Raw genomic sequence first — 14080 nt, 5'->3', positions numbered from 1 at the left:
CTGAGGATCGGAGCCTTAAGGAAGCGAGAACATGGAAACACTGACCACGCTGAAGACGCTTCATGTGCTGGCTAGCGTGCTGCTCTTAGGCAGTGCACTGGGCCTGGCGATCTGGGTCTGGCGCCTGCGCCGCCAAGGTGATGCGACGGTCTACAGCCGCGTGCTGCACCGTCCGGGGTTGTTCGGCTGGTTGCTGCTGGCGGTGGGCTTGCTGACCCTGCCATTCAGCGGCTGGTGGCTGGTGCATCTGGTGGGTTGGCCGCTGGGGCAGACCTGGGTTCTGGGCTCCAGTGTGCTCTACACCCTGGGGGCTCTGGCCTGGCTATGGCTGATGGTGCGCCTCAACCGTCTGCGTCAGGCCAAGGCCGCCAGTGGCCTGACCTTCACCCTGGTGCTGGCGATCTTCAGTGCGGTGTGTTTCGTCACCATTGCCGGCCTCATGGGCGCCAAGCCGGTCTAACCCTTAAGGATTGCCATGAAGGTTGTTCTGGTGGGGGCTACAGGGTTTGTCGGCCGTCATCTGCTGGCGGCGTTGCACGCCGCCGGCCATCAACTCATTGCCACCAGTCGCCATCGGCAAACCCGGAGTCTGCCTGGCGTGCAATGGCGGCAACTGGACCTCGATCGCCTGGGGCTTGAGCCGCAGCCTTTTGACTTGCCTGCTGATACCGACCTGTTGATCAATGCTGCCGGGCTGTTGAGCAATGATGCCCAGGCACTGACTCTGACTCAGGACCTGGGGACCCGTGCGCTGTTCGACCTGGCGGCAGCCCGGGGTGTACGGGTGTTGCAGATTTCCGCCTTGGGCGCCGGCCAGCAGCCGCAAGTGCCGTTTCTGGCGAGCAAGGCGGCTGCGGATGATTACCTGCTGCGCCTGGGTATTCCGGCCGTGGTGTTGCGGCCATCCCTGGTGCTTGGCGCGGGTGGCGCCAGCAGTGGCTGGCTGGCCCGGCTGTCGCCCTGGCCGCTGATTCCATTGTTGTCCGCCAAGGCCCGAATGCAGCCCCTGCATGTGGATGACCTGAGTGCTGCCGTGCTTGCGTTGATCGGGCAATGGCCTGCGCAGTCCATGGTGCTGCCGCTGGTTGGCCCTGAACGGATGACCATGGCGCAGTTGCTGGATCGTCTGCGTGCGGCCCAGGGCTGGGCCCCTGCGCGCTATTTCCAGTTGCCCTCAGTCGTCCTGGCGCTGGTCGCAAGGGTGGGGGAGCGCCTGGGCTGGCGGGCCCTGAACCGGCAGAGCCTGAGCATGGCCCGTTGCGACAACCTGGGGGACCCTGAAGTACTGGCGTCGGTCTGCGGTTATCACGCCGCGCCCCTGGCAGCCCGGCTGCAAGACTGGCCACAGGCCGCACAGAGCACTCAGTTGGCGCTGCGACCGCTGCTGCTGGCGGTAATGGTGCTGATCTGGCTGGGTACTGCGGTGGTGTGTATCGGCCCTGGCTACGACTGGGGCTTGCGGATCATGGCCGAGGCCGGGGTGCAGGGCGCCTGGGCGGCATTGGCGGTGATCGTGGGATCGTTCTGCGACGCGGTGCTGGGTGTCGGTCTGCTGCTGCGGCGTTGGCGCCGGCGGGCTTTGCAGGCGCAGCTCGCACTGATGCTCGGCTATACCCTGATCATCAGTCTGATCCTGCCGCATTTCTGGTTTGACCCTTATGCCGCCGTGGCCAAGAACCTGGTGCTGATGGTGGCGACCCTATGGCTGTTGTGGACTGAACCCCGTCGATGAGCGCTTATCTGCTGTTGAAAACCCTGCATATCCTGTCCTCGACCGTTCTTTTCGGTCTCGGCGCGGGTTCGGCCTATTACGCACTGCGGGCCTGGCGCAGCGGCAAGCTGGAAGTGATTGCCGTGACATTCAAGCACTTGGTGTTCGCCGATTGGGCCTTTACTGCAACTACGGCGGTCTTCCAGCCATTGAGTGGGCTGGGATTGGTGCATCTGGCGGGTTGGCCGATCCAGCAAGCCTGGCTGATGTGGAGCCTGGGGCTCTATGTGTTGGCGGGCGTGTGCTGGTTGCCGGTGGTCTGGCTGCAGATCCGGGTGCACAAGATGGCTGAGCAGGCGCTGCGGGACGGTGTGCCGATGCCCTTGCGGGCAAACCTTTACATGCGCTGGTGGTTCGCCTTGGGCTGGCCGGCGTTTCTGGCCTTTATGGCGATTTTCTATTTGATGGTGGCCAAGCCGGTTTAGGAGCCTTCGCCGGCAAGCCGGCTCCTACGACCGCTTGTGCAGGAGCCGGTTGCCGCGAAGCGCTCAATCTCGCAGGCTGATCACCTGCCAGCCGCGTTTCAGAGCCTCGGCCCGCAGGTTTGGATCAGGGTCGACGGCCACTGGGGTGGCCACTTGCTCGAGCAGCGGCAGATCGTTCATCGAGTCGCTGTAGAAGTAGCTGCCTTCCAGGTCATGACCGGTTTCTTCCAGCCAGCGCTGCAGGCGGATGACCTTGCCTTCACGGAAGCACGGTACGTCGGTGCTGCGTCCGGTGTAGCGGCCGTCCTGCATTTCGCATTCAGTGGCGATCAGGTGTTCCACCCCCAGGCGCTCGGCGATCGGCGCCGTGATGAAACGGTTGGTAGCGGTGATGATCACCAGCTTGTCGCCGGCCTCGCGGTGCTGGGCCAGCAGGGCCTGGGCCTTGGGTAGCAGGATGGGCTCGATGCAGTCGCGCATGTAGTCGCGATGCCATTGTTCGAGCACGGCCATCTCGGTGCGGCCGAGGATTTCCAGGCAGAAGTTCAGGTAGGCGGCGTTGTCGAGTTTGCCGGCCAGGTAGTCCTGGTAGAACTCGTCGTTGCGGGTCTTGTAGGCGACGGCGTCGAGGAAGCCCCGCTCGCACAGGTAGTCGCCCCAGGCGTGGTCGCTGTCGCCACCCAGAAGCGTGTTGTCCAAGTCGAATAAAGCCAGGCGCATTGCAGTTACTCGCTGAAAAGTCGCGGAAAAAGGTGCCCAGAATACGGTCTTTTCACAAGAGTGCACATAAGGTAAGCAGCCTCGTTGCTGCATTCCCAAGCTTTGTGGAACAATGCGGCGACATGCGTTTGCGAGGTTGTAGCCGTGATCGACCCCGATGGTTTCCGCCCCAATGTCGGGATCATTCTGACCAATGATGCCGGACAGGTGCTATGGGCTCGCCGTATCAATCAAGATGCCTGGCAGTTTCCTCAAGGGGGCATCAACCCCGACGAGACGCCGGAAGACGCCTTGTATCGCGAGTTGAACGAAGAAGTAGGGCTGGAGCGCGAAGATGTGCAAATTCTCGCCTGCACCCGGGGCTGGTTGCGCTATCGTTTGCCGCAGCGTCTGGTCCGGACCCACAGCCAGCCGCTGTGCATCGGCCAGAAACAGAAATGGTTTCTCCTGCGCCTGATCTCCAACGAGCAGCGGGTGCGGATGGATTTGACCGGTAAACCGGAATTCGATGGCTGGCGCTGGGTCAGTTATTGGTATCCGTTGGGCCAGGTGGTGACATTCAAGCGCGAAGTGTATCGCCGCGCTCTCAAAGAGCTTGCCCCGCGCCTTTTAGTGCGCGACTGACGACGGAGTTCGACCCCGAGCCATGCTCAATACGCTGCGCAAGATCGTCCAGGAAGTTAACTCCGCCAAGGATCTCAAGGCGGCGTTGGGGATTATTGTATTGCGCGTCAAAGAGGCCATGGGCAGCCAGGTCTGCTCGGTCTATCTGCTGGACCCGGAAACCAACCGTTTCGTGCTGATGGCCACCGAGGGCTTGAACAAGCGCTCCATCGGCAAGGTCAGCATGGCTCCCAACGAAGGCCTGGTCGGTCTGGTGGGCACTCGGGAAGAACCTCTCAACCTGGAAAACGCCGCCGATCACCCGCGTTATCGCTACTTCGCCGAAACCGGTGAGGAGCGTTACGCCTCGTTCCTCGGCGCCCCGATCATTCACCATCGGCGCGTAGTGGGTGTTCTGGTCATCCAGCAGAAAGAGCGCCGCCAGTTCGACGAGGGCGAAGAAGCCTTCCTGGTGACCATGAGCGCGCAACTGGCCGGGGTGATCGCCCATGCCGAGGCCACCGGTTCGATCCGCGGCCTGGGGCGCCAGGGCAAGGGCATTCAGGAGGCCAAGTTCATTGGCGTGCCGGGCTCCCCCGGTGCCGCGGTAGGCAGCGCGGTGGTGATGTTGCCGCCGGCCGACCTGGACGTGGTGCCGGACAAATACATCACCGACATCGACGCCGAGTTGGGGCTGTTCAAGACCGCCCTGGAAGGGGTGCGCGCCGATATGCGGGCGTTGTCGGAAAAACTCGCGACCCAACTGCGCCCGGAAGAGCGCGCGCTGTTCGACGTCTACCTGATGATGCTCGACGACGCCTCCCTGGGCAGCGAAGTGAAGACCGTGATCAAGACCGGGCAATGGGCCCAGGGTGCGTTGCGCCAAGTGGTCACCGATCACGTCAACCGTTTCGAGTTGATGGACGACGCCTACCTGCGCGAGCGTGCCTCGGACGTCAAGGACCTGGGGCGACGGCTCCTGGCCTATCTGCAGGAAGAGCGCCAGCAGACCCTGGTCTACCCCGACAACACCATCCTGGTCAGTGAAGAACTGACCCCGGCCATGCTCGGCGAAGTGCCGGAAGGCAAGCTGGTGGGGCTGGTGTCGGTGCTGGGGTCGGGCAACTCCCACGTGGCCATCCTGGCCCGGGCCATGGGCATTCCCACGGTGATGGGCCTTGTCGACCTGCCGTACTCCAAGGTCGACGGCATCCAGATGATCGTCGACGGCTACCACGGTGAGGTCTACACCAACCCCAGTGACGTGCTGCGCAAGCAGTTCGCCGATGTGGTGGAAGAAGAGCGGCAACTGGCCCAGGGCCTGGACGCGTTACGCGACCTGCCTTGCATCACCCCTGATGGCCACCGCATGCCGCTGTGGGTCAACACCGGCCTGCTGGCCGATGTGGCCCGGGCGCAGAAGCGCGGTGCCGAGGGCGTAGGCCTGTATCGCACCGAAGTGCCGTTCATGATCAACCAGCGCTTCCCCAGCGAGAAAGAACAGCTGGCGATCTATCGCGAGCAGCTGGCGGCCTTCCATCCGCAGCCGGTGACCATGCGCAGCCTGGACATTGGCGGTGACAAGTCGCTGTCGTATTTCCCGATCAAGGAAGACAACCCCTTCCTTGGTTGGCGCGGCATCCGCGTGACCCTCGACCACCCGGAAATCTTCCTGGTGCAGGCCCGGGCGATGCTCAAGGCCAGCGAGGGCCTGAACAACCTGCGCATTCTGCTGCCGATGATTTCCGGTATCCATGAACTGGAAGAAGCCCTGCACCTGATCCACCGTGCCTGGGGTGAAGTCCGCGATGAAGGCACCGATGTGCCCATGCCTCCGGTGGGGGTGATGATCGAGATTCCGGCGGCGGTCTATCAGACCCGGGAACTGGCGCGCCAGGTGGACTTCCTCTCGGTGGGTTCCAACGACCTGACCCAGTACCTGCTGGCGGTGGACCGCAACAACCCGCGGGTCGCCGACCTCTACGACTACCTGCATCCGGCTGTGCTGCAAGCGCTGCAGAACGTGGTGCGTGACGCCCATGCCGAAGGCAAGCCGGTGAGCATCTGTGGCGAAATGGCCGGTGACCCGGCGGCTGCGGTGCTGCTGATGGCCATGGGCTTCGACAGCCTGTCGATGAACGCCACCAACTTGCCGAAAGTGAAGTGGATGCTGCGTCAGATCAACCTGAGCAAGGCCAAGGAACTGCTGGACGAGATGATGACCATCGACAACCCGCAAGTAATCCACAGCTCGCTGCAATTGGCGCTGAAGAAGCTCGGTCTGGCGCGGATGATCAATCCGGCTTCGAGCAAGACCCTGTAATCGAGGTGTTTTCTTCGCCGGCAAGCCGGCTCCTACGAAGGCCTGTGTAGGGGCGGCTTGCCGGCGAACGCTTCACACCTTCAGCTCGACCTCTCCCAGGTGCCCGCCATAAGGGCCGAAACTGCGTTCCAGCAAATGCCGCGAACCGTCGGCGTTGACGATCAGCGCGGTACTGGCGCGGGTGCCGTAGCTGGGGCTGGCGATGAACACGCTGGACAGCAGGCTTTCAGTGGCCAACCCAACTCCAGTATCCGGCAGCTCGGCGAAGGGCGCGGTTTGCGGATCGCTCAGCAGCGCCAGCAGGGCCTGCGGTTGCGGATTGGGCAGCACTTCCTGCAGCGCGGCCTTGGCCTTGAGCAACTTGGGCCACGGCGTATCGAGTCCGGCATTGGACAGGCCGTAGATGCCGGGCTTGAGCAATTGCGGTTCCACATCCTGGGCGTTGTAGTGCCACAGTTGTTCTGCTGTGCCCAGCAACAGGTTGAAACCGGCGTACTCCACCGAGCGGCCCACCACATCGTGCAGATAGTCTTCCAGGGCCACGTCCCCGGCGAGAAAGCGCGCCACCAGTTCGCCCCGGGAGCGTCGTGCCGGGGGTTGATGAGGGTTGCGGATATTGGTCAGGGCGGCAAAGCGGCCATTGGCACCGACACCAAGCCAGGTGCCTCCCGCCTCCAGGTCGCGTCCGGCGTGGATCTGCGGCGACTCCGGCCATTGCCCCAGAGGCAGGCTGGGCCGGGCGTAGAATTCGTCACGGTTGGCCGCGACGATCAGTGGCTGAGCATGACCCGGCCGCCAGGCGAATACGATCAAGCACATTAAGGTGGCCCCCTGTGTGTTTTTGCCCACTTTACGCACAGATCCAATGGGTATCCATCGCCATCCAGTGGAGTCCGGGGCGGCGCATCCGTTACCATGCCGGTCTTATTTTCGGATGCTCCCATGGAATTTCTGCTCTATCTGCTGTTGGGCGCCTGCGCAGGCGTACTGGCCGGGCTGTTCGGCGTGGGCGGCGGGATCATCATTGTCCCGGTGCTGGTGTTCAGTTTTACCCTGCAAGGCTTCGATGCCTCGGTGCTGACCCATCTGGCGGTCGGTACCTCTCTGGCCAGCATCATCTTCACCTCGGTCAACGCCGTTCGCGAACACCATCGCCGTGGTGCGGTGCGCTGGCCAATCTTTGCGTGGATGGCCCTGGGCATTCTGCTGGGGGCCGGGTTCGGCGCGCTGACCGCCGAAGCGATTTCCGGCCCGCACTTGCAAAAAATCATCGGCGTCTTCGCCCTGGTGGTGGCCTTGCAGATGACCCTGGAGCTCAAGCCCAAGGCCAGTCGCCAGGTGCCCGGCAAGCTGGGTCTGGCGGCGGCCGGCGGGGTGATCGGCTGGGCCTCGGCGATCTTCGGCATTGGCGGCGGTTCGCTGACCGTGCCGTTTCTCACCTGGCGCAGCGTGCCGATGCAGCAGGCGGTGGCCACTTCATCGGCCTGCGGCTTGCCCATTGCCCTGGCCAGTGCCTTAAGTTTCATGATTCTGGGCTGGCATGATCCGCAGCTTCCGGCTCATAGTCTCGGCTACGTTTATTTACCGGCGCTGCTGGGCATCGCCCTGACCAGCATGGTGTTCGCCCGGATCGGTGCGCGCATGGCCCACACACTGTCGCCGCGACTGTTGAAGCGAATGTTTGCCGCGCTGCTGTTCTGCGTGGGGATCAGCTTCCTGTTCTGAACGGTGACGCAATCCTGGCTTAATCCTGGAGTGGCAGTTTCGCCCGGGAATCTAGAGTTCTAACCCTTACGAGGAGTCGCAATGCTGCCTTACCCGCAGATTGATCCGGTAGCGCTGGCCATCGGCCCGCTGAAAATCCACTGGTACGGCCTGATGTACCTGATCGGCATTGGCGGTGCCTGGTTGCTGGCGTCGCGCCGGCTGAACCGTTTCGATCCGACCTGGAGCAAGGAAAAGCTCTCGGACATGGTGTTCTGGATGTCCATGGGGGTGATCGTCGGTGGGCGGCTGGGTTACGTGCTGTTCTACGACCTCAGTGCCTACCTGGCCAACCCAACCCTGATCTTCGAGGTATGGAAGGGCGGCATGTCGTTCCACGGCGGTTTCATCGGGGTAATGCTGGCGGCCTGGTGGTTCGGCAAGCGCAACAACAAGAGCTTCTTCGAGCTGATGGACTTCGTCGCGCCCATGGTGCCGATTGGCCTGGGGGCCGGGCGTATTGGCAATTTCATCAACGCCGAGCTGTGGGGCAAACCCACCGACGTGCCTTGGGCGATGATCTTCCCGCCGTTCAGCGATCCGGCGCAGTTGCCGCGGCATCCGTCGCAGTTGTATCAGTTCGCCCTGGAGGGCGTGGCGTTGTTCCTGATCCTGTGGCTGTTCTCGCGCAAACCCCGGCCGACCATGGCGGTTTCCGGTATGTTCGCCCTGTTCTACGGTATTTTCCGCTTTGTCGTCGAGTTCGTCCGGGTCCCGGATGCCCAGCTCGGCTACCTGGCTTTTGGCTGGCTGACCATGGGTCAGGTTCTCTGCGTGCCGATGATTCTCGGCGGCCTGGGCCTGATCTGGCTGGCTTATCATCGCGCTCCGGCCCAGAGCGCGGCGCAATAAATTCGAACCCCGGGGCGCCAGCCCCGGGTTCAAGGATGCAGGTAATTCATGAAGCAATATCTTGATCTGGTGGCCCACGTCATCAACAACGGCACCAAGCAGGCCAACCGCACCGGTGTGAACACCATCAGTTTCCCCGGGGCCATGCTGCGCTACGACCTCAAGGAAGGTTTTCCGGCCATCACCACCCGCAAGATGGCCTTCAAGTCGGCCATCGGCGAAATGGTCGGCTTCCTGCGCGGGGTGAACAACGCCGCCGAGTTCCGTGCCCTGGGCTGCAAGGTCTGGGATCAGAACGCCAACGAAAACGCCCAGTGGCTGGCCAACCCGTTCCGCCAGGGTGATGACGATCTGGGCGAGATCTATGGCGTGCAGTGGCGCAAGTGGCCGGCCTACAAGCAGATCAAGACCAGCAACCAGGCCGCCATCGACCTGGCGCTTAGCCAGGGCTACCGGCAGATCGCCGCAGGCGAGGAAGAGGGCCAGGGTTACGTGGTGCTGTACAAGGCCATCGATCAGGTCCGCCAGTGCGTTGACACCATCATCAACGACCCGGGCAGCCGGCGAATCCTGTTCCACGGCTGGAACTGCGCGCAGCTGGATGAAATGGCCTTGCCGCCGTGTCACTTGCTGTATCAGTTCCACCCCAATGTCGAGACCCGGGAAATCTCCCTGACCCTCTACATCCGCTCCAACGACCTGGGGCTGGGGACGCCGTTCAACCTCACCGAGGGCGCCGCGCTGCTGAGCCTGATCGGTCGCCTGACCGGCTACACGCCGCGCTGGTTCACCTATTTCATCGGTGATGCCCACGTCTACGAAAACCACCTGGACATGCTCAATGAGCAGCTCAAGCGCGAGCCGTTCCCGATGCCCAAGCTGGTGATTTCCGAGCGCGTGCCGGAGTTCGCCAAGACCGGCGTCTACCAGCCGGAATGGCTGGAGCTGATCGAACCGAGCGATTTCTCTCTGGAAGGCTATGAGCACCATGCGCCGATGACCGCGCCGATGGCGGTTTAAGTCTTTTAGCGCCTGCAACCAGGGGCCCCGAGGCCCCTGTCGATTTTTCCCGATGCCTTTATCGACCTTTGCCCGGGAGGTATTCCGGGCATCGTCGTGCCTGCCGGGCGACTAGCCTCTCAGGAGTGGTCCGGGAAAGCCTGGACGTCGTCCTTTTGATGTTGATCGCGAGCCCCTGAATGGAAGAACTCAATCGCAGCCTGTTCCTGGCCATCAATGCCAGCGCCGAGGCATCGCTGCCCATGCGTGAACTGGCGATCTTTATCGCCCAATGGGTGGTCCTTTGTGTCCCGCTGCTGCTCCTGGTGTTCTGGGTCTTTGGCGAGCGCCGGCAGAGAATGACCGTCCTGCTCGGGACCTCGAGCATTGTGGTCGCCCTGGCCTGCAATCTGCTGATCCGTGGCCTGTGGTTCCATCCGCGGCCCTTCATGCTGGAGTTGGGGCAGAATTTTCTCGCCCATGCGCCCGGAGCCTCTTTTCCCAGTGACCACGCCAGCGGCATGTTCGCCATGGCCTTTGCCCTGATCCTGGCGTCCCTGCGCAAGACCGGGCTGGCCATGCTGGCCCTGGCGGTGCTGGTGAGCTGGGCGCGGGTCTACCTGGGCGTGCATTTCCCCTTCGATATTCTTGGTGGTTGCCTGGTGGGGTTGTTCAGCGCGTGGCTGGTGCGTCTGGGCCTGGCCTGGCGGCAGATGGATCAGCGGCTGCTGGATGTACTGGAGCTTGTATATCAGCGATTACTGGCGGTGGCGGGGCGCCGGGGTTCCTGAAACCACGGCGCCCAGCCTCAGGCTCAATGCCCGTGGCTGCGGCCGACATGGGACGGCTCGGCCTCGCTGGGGGCCACCGAGCCGCTGACTTCCAGACGCTGGAGGATGCCGCAGTGGTCCAGGTCCGGCCCTTCGCTGCAGCGCTGGCGCAGGTCCAGCAGTTGCTCCTGGAGCACCAGTAGCCCGTCGATGCGCGCCTTGACGTGATGGATGTGCTCGTCGATCAGGGCATTGACGCTGGCGCACTGGCCTTCGGGGCTGTCCCGCAGGTTGAGCAGGCTGCGGATTTCTTCGAGGGTCATGTCCAGGCTGCGGCAGTTGCGGATAAAGGTCAGGCGCTCGGTGTGGGCCTGGGTGTAGAGGCGGTAGTTGCCTTCGCTGCGGGCCGGTTCCGGCAGCAGTCCTTCGCGCTCGTAGTAACGGATGGTCTCGACCTGACAGTCGGTGAGTTTCGCCAGTTCGCCAATCTTCATTGCCGTCGTCTCCGAATGGGTGCTTGACCCTATAGTGGCTACAGGGTGTTCACTTGGCAACAAGCACCTTTATTCGGACGCGACCCCCTATGAGCGACTCCATTCACAACCCGCGCAAGCCCGACGCCCAGCACGTCCATGCTGATCACGATCACGATCACGATCACGATCACGATCATAGCCATGGCCACTCCCATGCCCCTGTCTCTGCGGGCAAGCTGCAGCCGGTCAAGGCTAACGACCACTCCGCCCATGGCAGCTCCTGCTGCGGCTCCGCCGGCCCGGTGCTGTCCAAGGTCACCCTGAGCGAAACCCCGACTGCCGGTGCGCGTCTGAGCAGCTTCCGTATCGAAGCCATGGATTGCCCCACCGAGCAGACCCTGATCCAGAACAAGCTGGGCAAGCTGGCCGGGGTTCAGGCGCTGGAGTTCAACCTGATGAACCGTGTGCTGGGGGTGACCCACGACCTGCCGAGCACCGCGCCGATCATTGCGGCGGTCAAATCCCTGGGCATGCACGCCGAGCCTCTGGAGCAGGACGGCGCCGAAGTCGCACCTGCCGCAGCGCCGGTGAAGAAAGCCTGGTGGCCGCTGGCCCTGTCCGGTATCGGCGCGCTGGCCGCCGAAGTCATTCACTTCACCAATGCCGCCCCCGACTGGGTCGTGGCGTTGGTGGCCCTGGTGTCGATCCTCAGCGGCGGCCTGGGCACCTACAAGAAGGGCTGGATCGCCCTGAAGAACCGCAACCTCAACATCAATGCCCTGATGAGCATCGCCGTGACCGGCGCCGTGCTGATCGGCCAATGGCCGGAAGCGGCGATGGTGATGTTCCTGTTTACCGTGGCCGAGCTGATCGAAGCCCGCTCCCTGGACCGGGCGCGCAACGCCATCAGCGGCCTGATGCAGATGACCCCGGAACAGGTCACGGTGCAGCAGGCGGATGGCAGCTGGAGCGAACTGGAAGCTAAAAGCGTCGAACTGGGCGCCCGAGTGCGAGTCCGCCCGGGAGAGCGCATCGGTCTGGACGGCGAGGTCGTGTCCGGCAGTTCCACCATCGACCAGGCGCCAATCACCGGTGAAAGCCTGCCGGTGGAAAAGACCGTGGGCGACAAGGTGTTTGCCGGCACCATCAACCAGGCCGGCTCCCTGGAATATCGCGTCACCGCCGCGGCCAACAACTCGACCCTGGCGCGGATCATCCACGCCGTGGAGCAGGCCCAGGGCGCTCGGGCGCCGACCCAGCGCTTCGTCGATACCTTCTCGAAAATCTACACCCCGGCGGTATTCGCCTTCGCCCTGGCCGTGGCGCTGATTCCGCCACTGTTGATGGGCGGCGTCTGGTTCGACTGGATCTACCGCGCCCTGGTGCTGCTGGTGGTGGCCTGTCCGTGTGCCCTGGTGATCTCCACCCCGGTGAGCATCGTCAGCGGCCTGGCGGCAGCGGCGCGCAAGGGCATCCTGGTCAAGGGCGGGGTCTATCTGGAGGGTGGCTACAAGCTCGACTACCTGGCCCTGGACAAGACCGGCACCATCACCCACGGCAAGCCGGTACAGACCGACTTCCTGCCCCTGGACCCGTTGGCGCAGGACACTGCCCCGGCCCTGGCCGCGAGCCTGGCGGGACGTTCCGACCACCCGGTGTCCCTGGCCATTGCCCAGGCGGCTGTGGATAAGCAGCTGGCGCTGCACGCTGTGGATAACTTCGAAGCCCTGACCGGGCGCGGAGTGCGCGGCGAAATCAACGGCCAGCTGTATCACCTGGGAAATCACCGCCTGGTGGAGGAGCTGGGCCTGTGTTCTCCGGCCCTGGAAGAAAAACTCTTCGCCCTGGAGAAGCAGGGCAAGACCGTGGTCCTGTTGCTGGACAGCAATGGCCCCCTGGCACTGTTCGCCGTGGCGGACACGGTCAAGGAGTCCAGTCGCGAAGCCATCCAGCAGTTGCATGAGCTGGGGATCAAGACCCTGATGCTCACCGGCGACAACCCCCACACCGCCCAGGCCATTGCGGCCCAGGTGGGCATCGATCAGGCCCGGGGCGACCTTTTGCCCACCGACAAGCTGCAAGCCATCGAGGCGTTGTACGCCCAGGGACATCGGGTGGGCATGGTCGGCGACGGCATCAACGACGCCCCGGCCCTGGCTCGGGCCGAGATAGGTTTCGCCATGGCCGCGGCGGGCACCGATACCGCCATCGAGACCGCGGATGTAGCCCTGATGGACGATGATCTGCGCAAGATTCCGGCGTTTATCCGCCTGTCGCGCCAGACCTCGGTGGTGCTCAAGCAAAATATCGCCCTGGCCCTGGTCATCAAGGCGATCTTTCTTGGGGTAACCTTTGCCGGACTCGCCACCATGTGGATGGCGGTGTTCGCCGACATGGGCGTCAGCCTGCTGGTGGTGTTCAACGGTCTGCGCCTACTGCGCAAATAAGCAATGAGAGAACCCTGTGCTGAGTGCCGAGCTGAAGGCTTTTTACATGGTCGCCCGCCTGGGCAGCATCACCCAGGCGGCGAAGAAGCTTGGCCTCAGTCAGCCGACGGTGACCACGCAGATCCGCAACCTGGAAAGCCAGTATTCGGTGGAACTGTTCTACCGCGGCGGTCGTCGCCTGAGCCTCAGCGATGAGGGCGCGCGTCTGCTGCCCATGGTCAAGGACCTGTTGCAGCAGGAGGCTGATATCGAGTTCTTCCTGCGCAACAGCGGCCAGGTGCAGGGCACATTGCGCATCGCCGCCACCGCGCCGTACTACATCCTCGATCTGGTGAAGACCTTCCGCGAGCGACTGCCCCAGGTCGAAGTGTCGGTGGAAATCGGCAACTCCCAGCAAGTCCTCGAAGCCCTGGAAGACTACCGGGTGGATGTGGCGGCCTCCTCGCAACTGCTGGAGGACGCGCGGCTGATCCGTCGGGTATTGGGCAGCGATCCGCTGGTGTTGGCGGTGCACCGCAACCACCCTCTGGCGGCGCTGGATCACGTGCCGCTCAATGCCCTGGCCGGGCATACCCTGTTGATGCGCGAACCCGGCTCCACCACCCGCAGCCTCACCGAAACCTTGCTCAAGGACGCCAACGTCAGCTTTGGCCCGCTGCTGGAGATCGGCAGTCGCGAATCGATCCGCGAGGCGGTGCTGCGCAATATCGGCATCAGCATCATTGCCCGTCAGGAAGTGCCCCACGATCCACAACTGCGGGTGCTGACCATCGAGCATGCACCGCAGATCGTCGAGTACCTGTACTGCCTCAAGGAGCGCAAGAACGCGCGCCTGCCGGCGGCGTTTCTCGGATTGGCGCAAGAAATGGCTCCCGCCTGAAAGACCTGCATCGGTCAGATCAGCCAGCACATGCCTGACAAGTGAACCCA

The 14080-nt window shown here is 63.3% G+C and carries 14 protein-coding genes; 11 read left to right on the top strand and 3 right to left on the bottom strand.

Features of this window, described 5'->3' with window-relative positions:
• The first annotated feature begins 31 nt into the window (after nucleotides 1-31).
• The 3 genes from P7C00_RS30645 to P7C00_RS30635 are packed head-to-tail and all read left to right on the top strand — an operon-like array spanning nucleotide 32 to nucleotide 2196.
• Nucleotides 32-460 (top strand): DUF2269 family protein, encoded by a 429-nt coding sequence (locus P7C00_RS30645; RefSeq protein WP_404937863.1) that lies wholly within the window; start codon nucleotides 32-34, stop codon nucleotides 458-460.
• A 15-nt stretch (nucleotides 461-475) separates the two neighbouring features.
• Nucleotides 476-1732, top strand: coding sequence for an SDR family oxidoreductase (locus P7C00_RS30640; protein WP_404937862.1), 1257 nt, complete (start codon nucleotides 476-478; stop codon nucleotides 1730-1732).
• On the top strand, nucleotides 1729-2196 hold the full coding sequence (locus P7C00_RS30635; protein WP_346633282.1) for a DUF2269 domain-containing protein: 468 nt from the start codon (nucleotides 1729-1731) through the stop codon (nucleotides 2194-2196). Before P7C00_RS30640 ends, P7C00_RS30635 begins: the two co-directional genes overlap by 4 nt.
• Nucleotides 2197-2259: 63 nt before the next feature.
• Here P7C00_RS30635 and P7C00_RS30630 read toward each other — a convergent pair whose 3' ends face one another.
• On the bottom strand, nucleotides 2260-2916 hold the full coding sequence (locus tag P7C00_RS30630) for an HAD family phosphatase (RefSeq protein WP_102862126.1): 657 nt from the start codon (nucleotides 2914-2916) through the stop codon (nucleotides 2260-2262).
• Between the two features lie 144 nt (nucleotides 2917-3060).
• Between P7C00_RS30630 and P7C00_RS30625 the strand changes: the two genes are divergently transcribed.
• Both P7C00_RS30625 and ptsP read left to right on the top strand, forming a co-directional pair.
• A complete protein-coding gene (locus P7C00_RS30625) occupies nucleotides 3061-3540 on the top strand; it encodes an RNA pyrophosphohydrolase (protein WP_011064073.1) in 480 nt (159 codons plus the stop codon).
• 22 nt (nucleotides 3541-3562) lie between these two features.
• On the top strand, nucleotides 3563-5842 hold the full coding sequence (ptsP, locus tag P7C00_RS30620; RefSeq protein ID WP_346633281.1) for a phosphoenolpyruvate--protein phosphotransferase: 2280 nt from the start codon (nucleotides 3563-3565) through the stop codon (nucleotides 5840-5842).
• A 72-nt stretch (nucleotides 5843-5914) separates the two neighbouring features.
• Here ptsP and P7C00_RS30615 read toward each other — a convergent pair whose 3' ends face one another.
• Nucleotides 5915-6661 (bottom strand): NRDE family protein, encoded by a 747-nt coding sequence (locus P7C00_RS30615; protein WP_404937861.1) that lies wholly within the window; start codon nucleotides 6659-6661, stop codon nucleotides 5915-5917.
• 123 nt (nucleotides 6662-6784) lie between these two features.
• On the opposite strand from P7C00_RS30615, the gene P7C00_RS30610 reads away from it, so the two are divergent.
• The 4 genes from P7C00_RS30610 to P7C00_RS30595 all read left to right on the top strand — a co-directional run bounded on the left by P7C00_RS30610 (nucleotide 6785) and on the right by P7C00_RS30595 (nucleotide 10248).
• Entirely contained in the window at nucleotides 6785-7567 is a 783-nt protein-coding gene (locus P7C00_RS30610; protein ID WP_346633279.1) for a sulfite exporter TauE/SafE family protein, read from the top strand.
• An 81-nt stretch (nucleotides 7568-7648) separates the two neighbouring features.
• Complete coding sequence (gene lgt / locus P7C00_RS30605) at nucleotides 7649-8458, top strand: prolipoprotein diacylglyceryl transferase (protein WP_253128521.1); 810 nt, start codon at nucleotides 7649-7651, stop codon at nucleotides 8456-8458.
• 48 nt (nucleotides 8459-8506) lie between these two features.
• Nucleotides 8507-9478: a thymidylate synthase gene (locus tag P7C00_RS30600; RefSeq protein WP_102881199.1), complete on the top strand. Its 972-nt coding sequence runs from the start codon at nucleotides 8507-8509 to the stop codon at nucleotides 9476-9478.
• 179 nt (nucleotides 9479-9657) lie between these two features.
• Nucleotides 9658-10248, top strand: a complete 591-nt coding sequence (locus tag P7C00_RS30595; protein ID WP_404937860.1) for an undecaprenyl-diphosphatase — start codon at nucleotides 9658-9660, stop codon at nucleotides 10246-10248.
• A 23-nt stretch (nucleotides 10249-10271) separates the two neighbouring features.
• On the opposite strand, the gene cadR is transcribed toward P7C00_RS30595, so the two are convergent.
• Nucleotides 10272-10721: a Cd(II)/Pb(II)-responsive transcriptional regulator gene (gene cadR, locus P7C00_RS30590; protein ID WP_092308673.1), complete on the bottom strand. Its 450-nt coding sequence runs from the start codon at nucleotides 10719-10721 to the stop codon at nucleotides 10272-10274.
• A gap of 89 nt (nucleotides 10722-10810) precedes the next feature.
• On the opposite strand from cadR, the gene P7C00_RS30585 reads away from it, so the two are divergent.
• A complete protein-coding gene (locus P7C00_RS30585) occupies nucleotides 10811-13150 on the top strand; it encodes a heavy metal translocating P-type ATPase (RefSeq protein WP_404937859.1) in 2340 nt (779 codons plus the stop codon).
• 16 nt (nucleotides 13151-13166) lie between these two features.
• Entirely contained in the window at nucleotides 13167-14030 is an 864-nt protein-coding gene (locus P7C00_RS30580; RefSeq protein WP_404937858.1) for a LysR family transcriptional regulator, read from the top strand.
• Nucleotides 14031-14080 lie beyond the last annotated feature (50 nt).

The organism is Pseudomonas sp. JDS08PS003 (assembly GCF_045013505.1).
In the GTDB taxonomy this organism is placed as follows: Bacteria; Pseudomonadota; Gammaproteobacteria; order Pseudomonadales; family Pseudomonadaceae; genus Aquipseudomonas; species Aquipseudomonas protegens_B.
This window is presented reverse-complemented; position numbering and strand designations above follow the sequence as displayed.

Excerpts from the sequence above, each read along its gene's own strand:
- P7C00_RS30635 (WP_346633282.1), top strand. The coding sequence starts at position 1,729 with ATGAGCGCTTATCTGCTGTTGAAAACCCTGCATATCCTGTCCTCGACC.
- P7C00_RS30645 (WP_404937863.1), top strand. The coding sequence starts at position 32 with ATGGAAACACTGACCACGCTGAAGACGCTTCATGTGCTGGCTAGCGTG.
- P7C00_RS30630 (WP_102862126.1), bottom strand. The coding sequence starts at position 2,916 with ATGCGCCTGGCTTTATTCGACTTGGACAACACGCTTCTGGGTGGCGAC.
- P7C00_RS30595 (WP_404937860.1), top strand. The coding sequence starts at position 9,658 with ATGGAAGAACTCAATCGCAGCCTGTTCCTGGCCATCAATGCCAGCGCC.
- ptsP (WP_346633281.1), top strand. The coding sequence starts at position 3,563 with ATGCTCAATACGCTGCGCAAGATCGTCCAGGAAGTTAACTCCGCCAAG.
- P7C00_RS30640 (WP_404937862.1), top strand. The coding sequence starts at position 476 with ATGAAGGTTGTTCTGGTGGGGGCTACAGGGTTTGTCGGCCGTCATCTG.
- cadR (WP_092308673.1), bottom strand. The coding sequence starts at position 10,721 with ATGAAGATTGGCGAACTGGCGAAACTCACCGACTGTCAGGTCGAGACC.
- P7C00_RS30600 (WP_102881199.1), top strand. The coding sequence starts at position 8,507 with ATGAAGCAATATCTTGATCTGGTGGCCCACGTCATCAACAACGGCACC.
- P7C00_RS30615 (WP_404937861.1), bottom strand. The coding sequence starts at position 6,661 with ATGTGCTTGATCGTATTCGCCTGGCGGCCGGGTCATGCTCAGCCACTG.
- P7C00_RS30585 (WP_404937859.1), top strand. The coding sequence starts at position 10,811 with ATGAGCGACTCCATTCACAACCCGCGCAAGCCCGACGCCCAGCACGTC.
- lgt (WP_253128521.1), top strand. The coding sequence starts at position 7,649 with ATGCTGCCTTACCCGCAGATTGATCCGGTAGCGCTGGCCATCGGCCCG.
- P7C00_RS30610 (WP_346633279.1), top strand. The coding sequence starts at position 6,785 with ATGGAATTTCTGCTCTATCTGCTGTTGGGCGCCTGCGCAGGCGTACTG.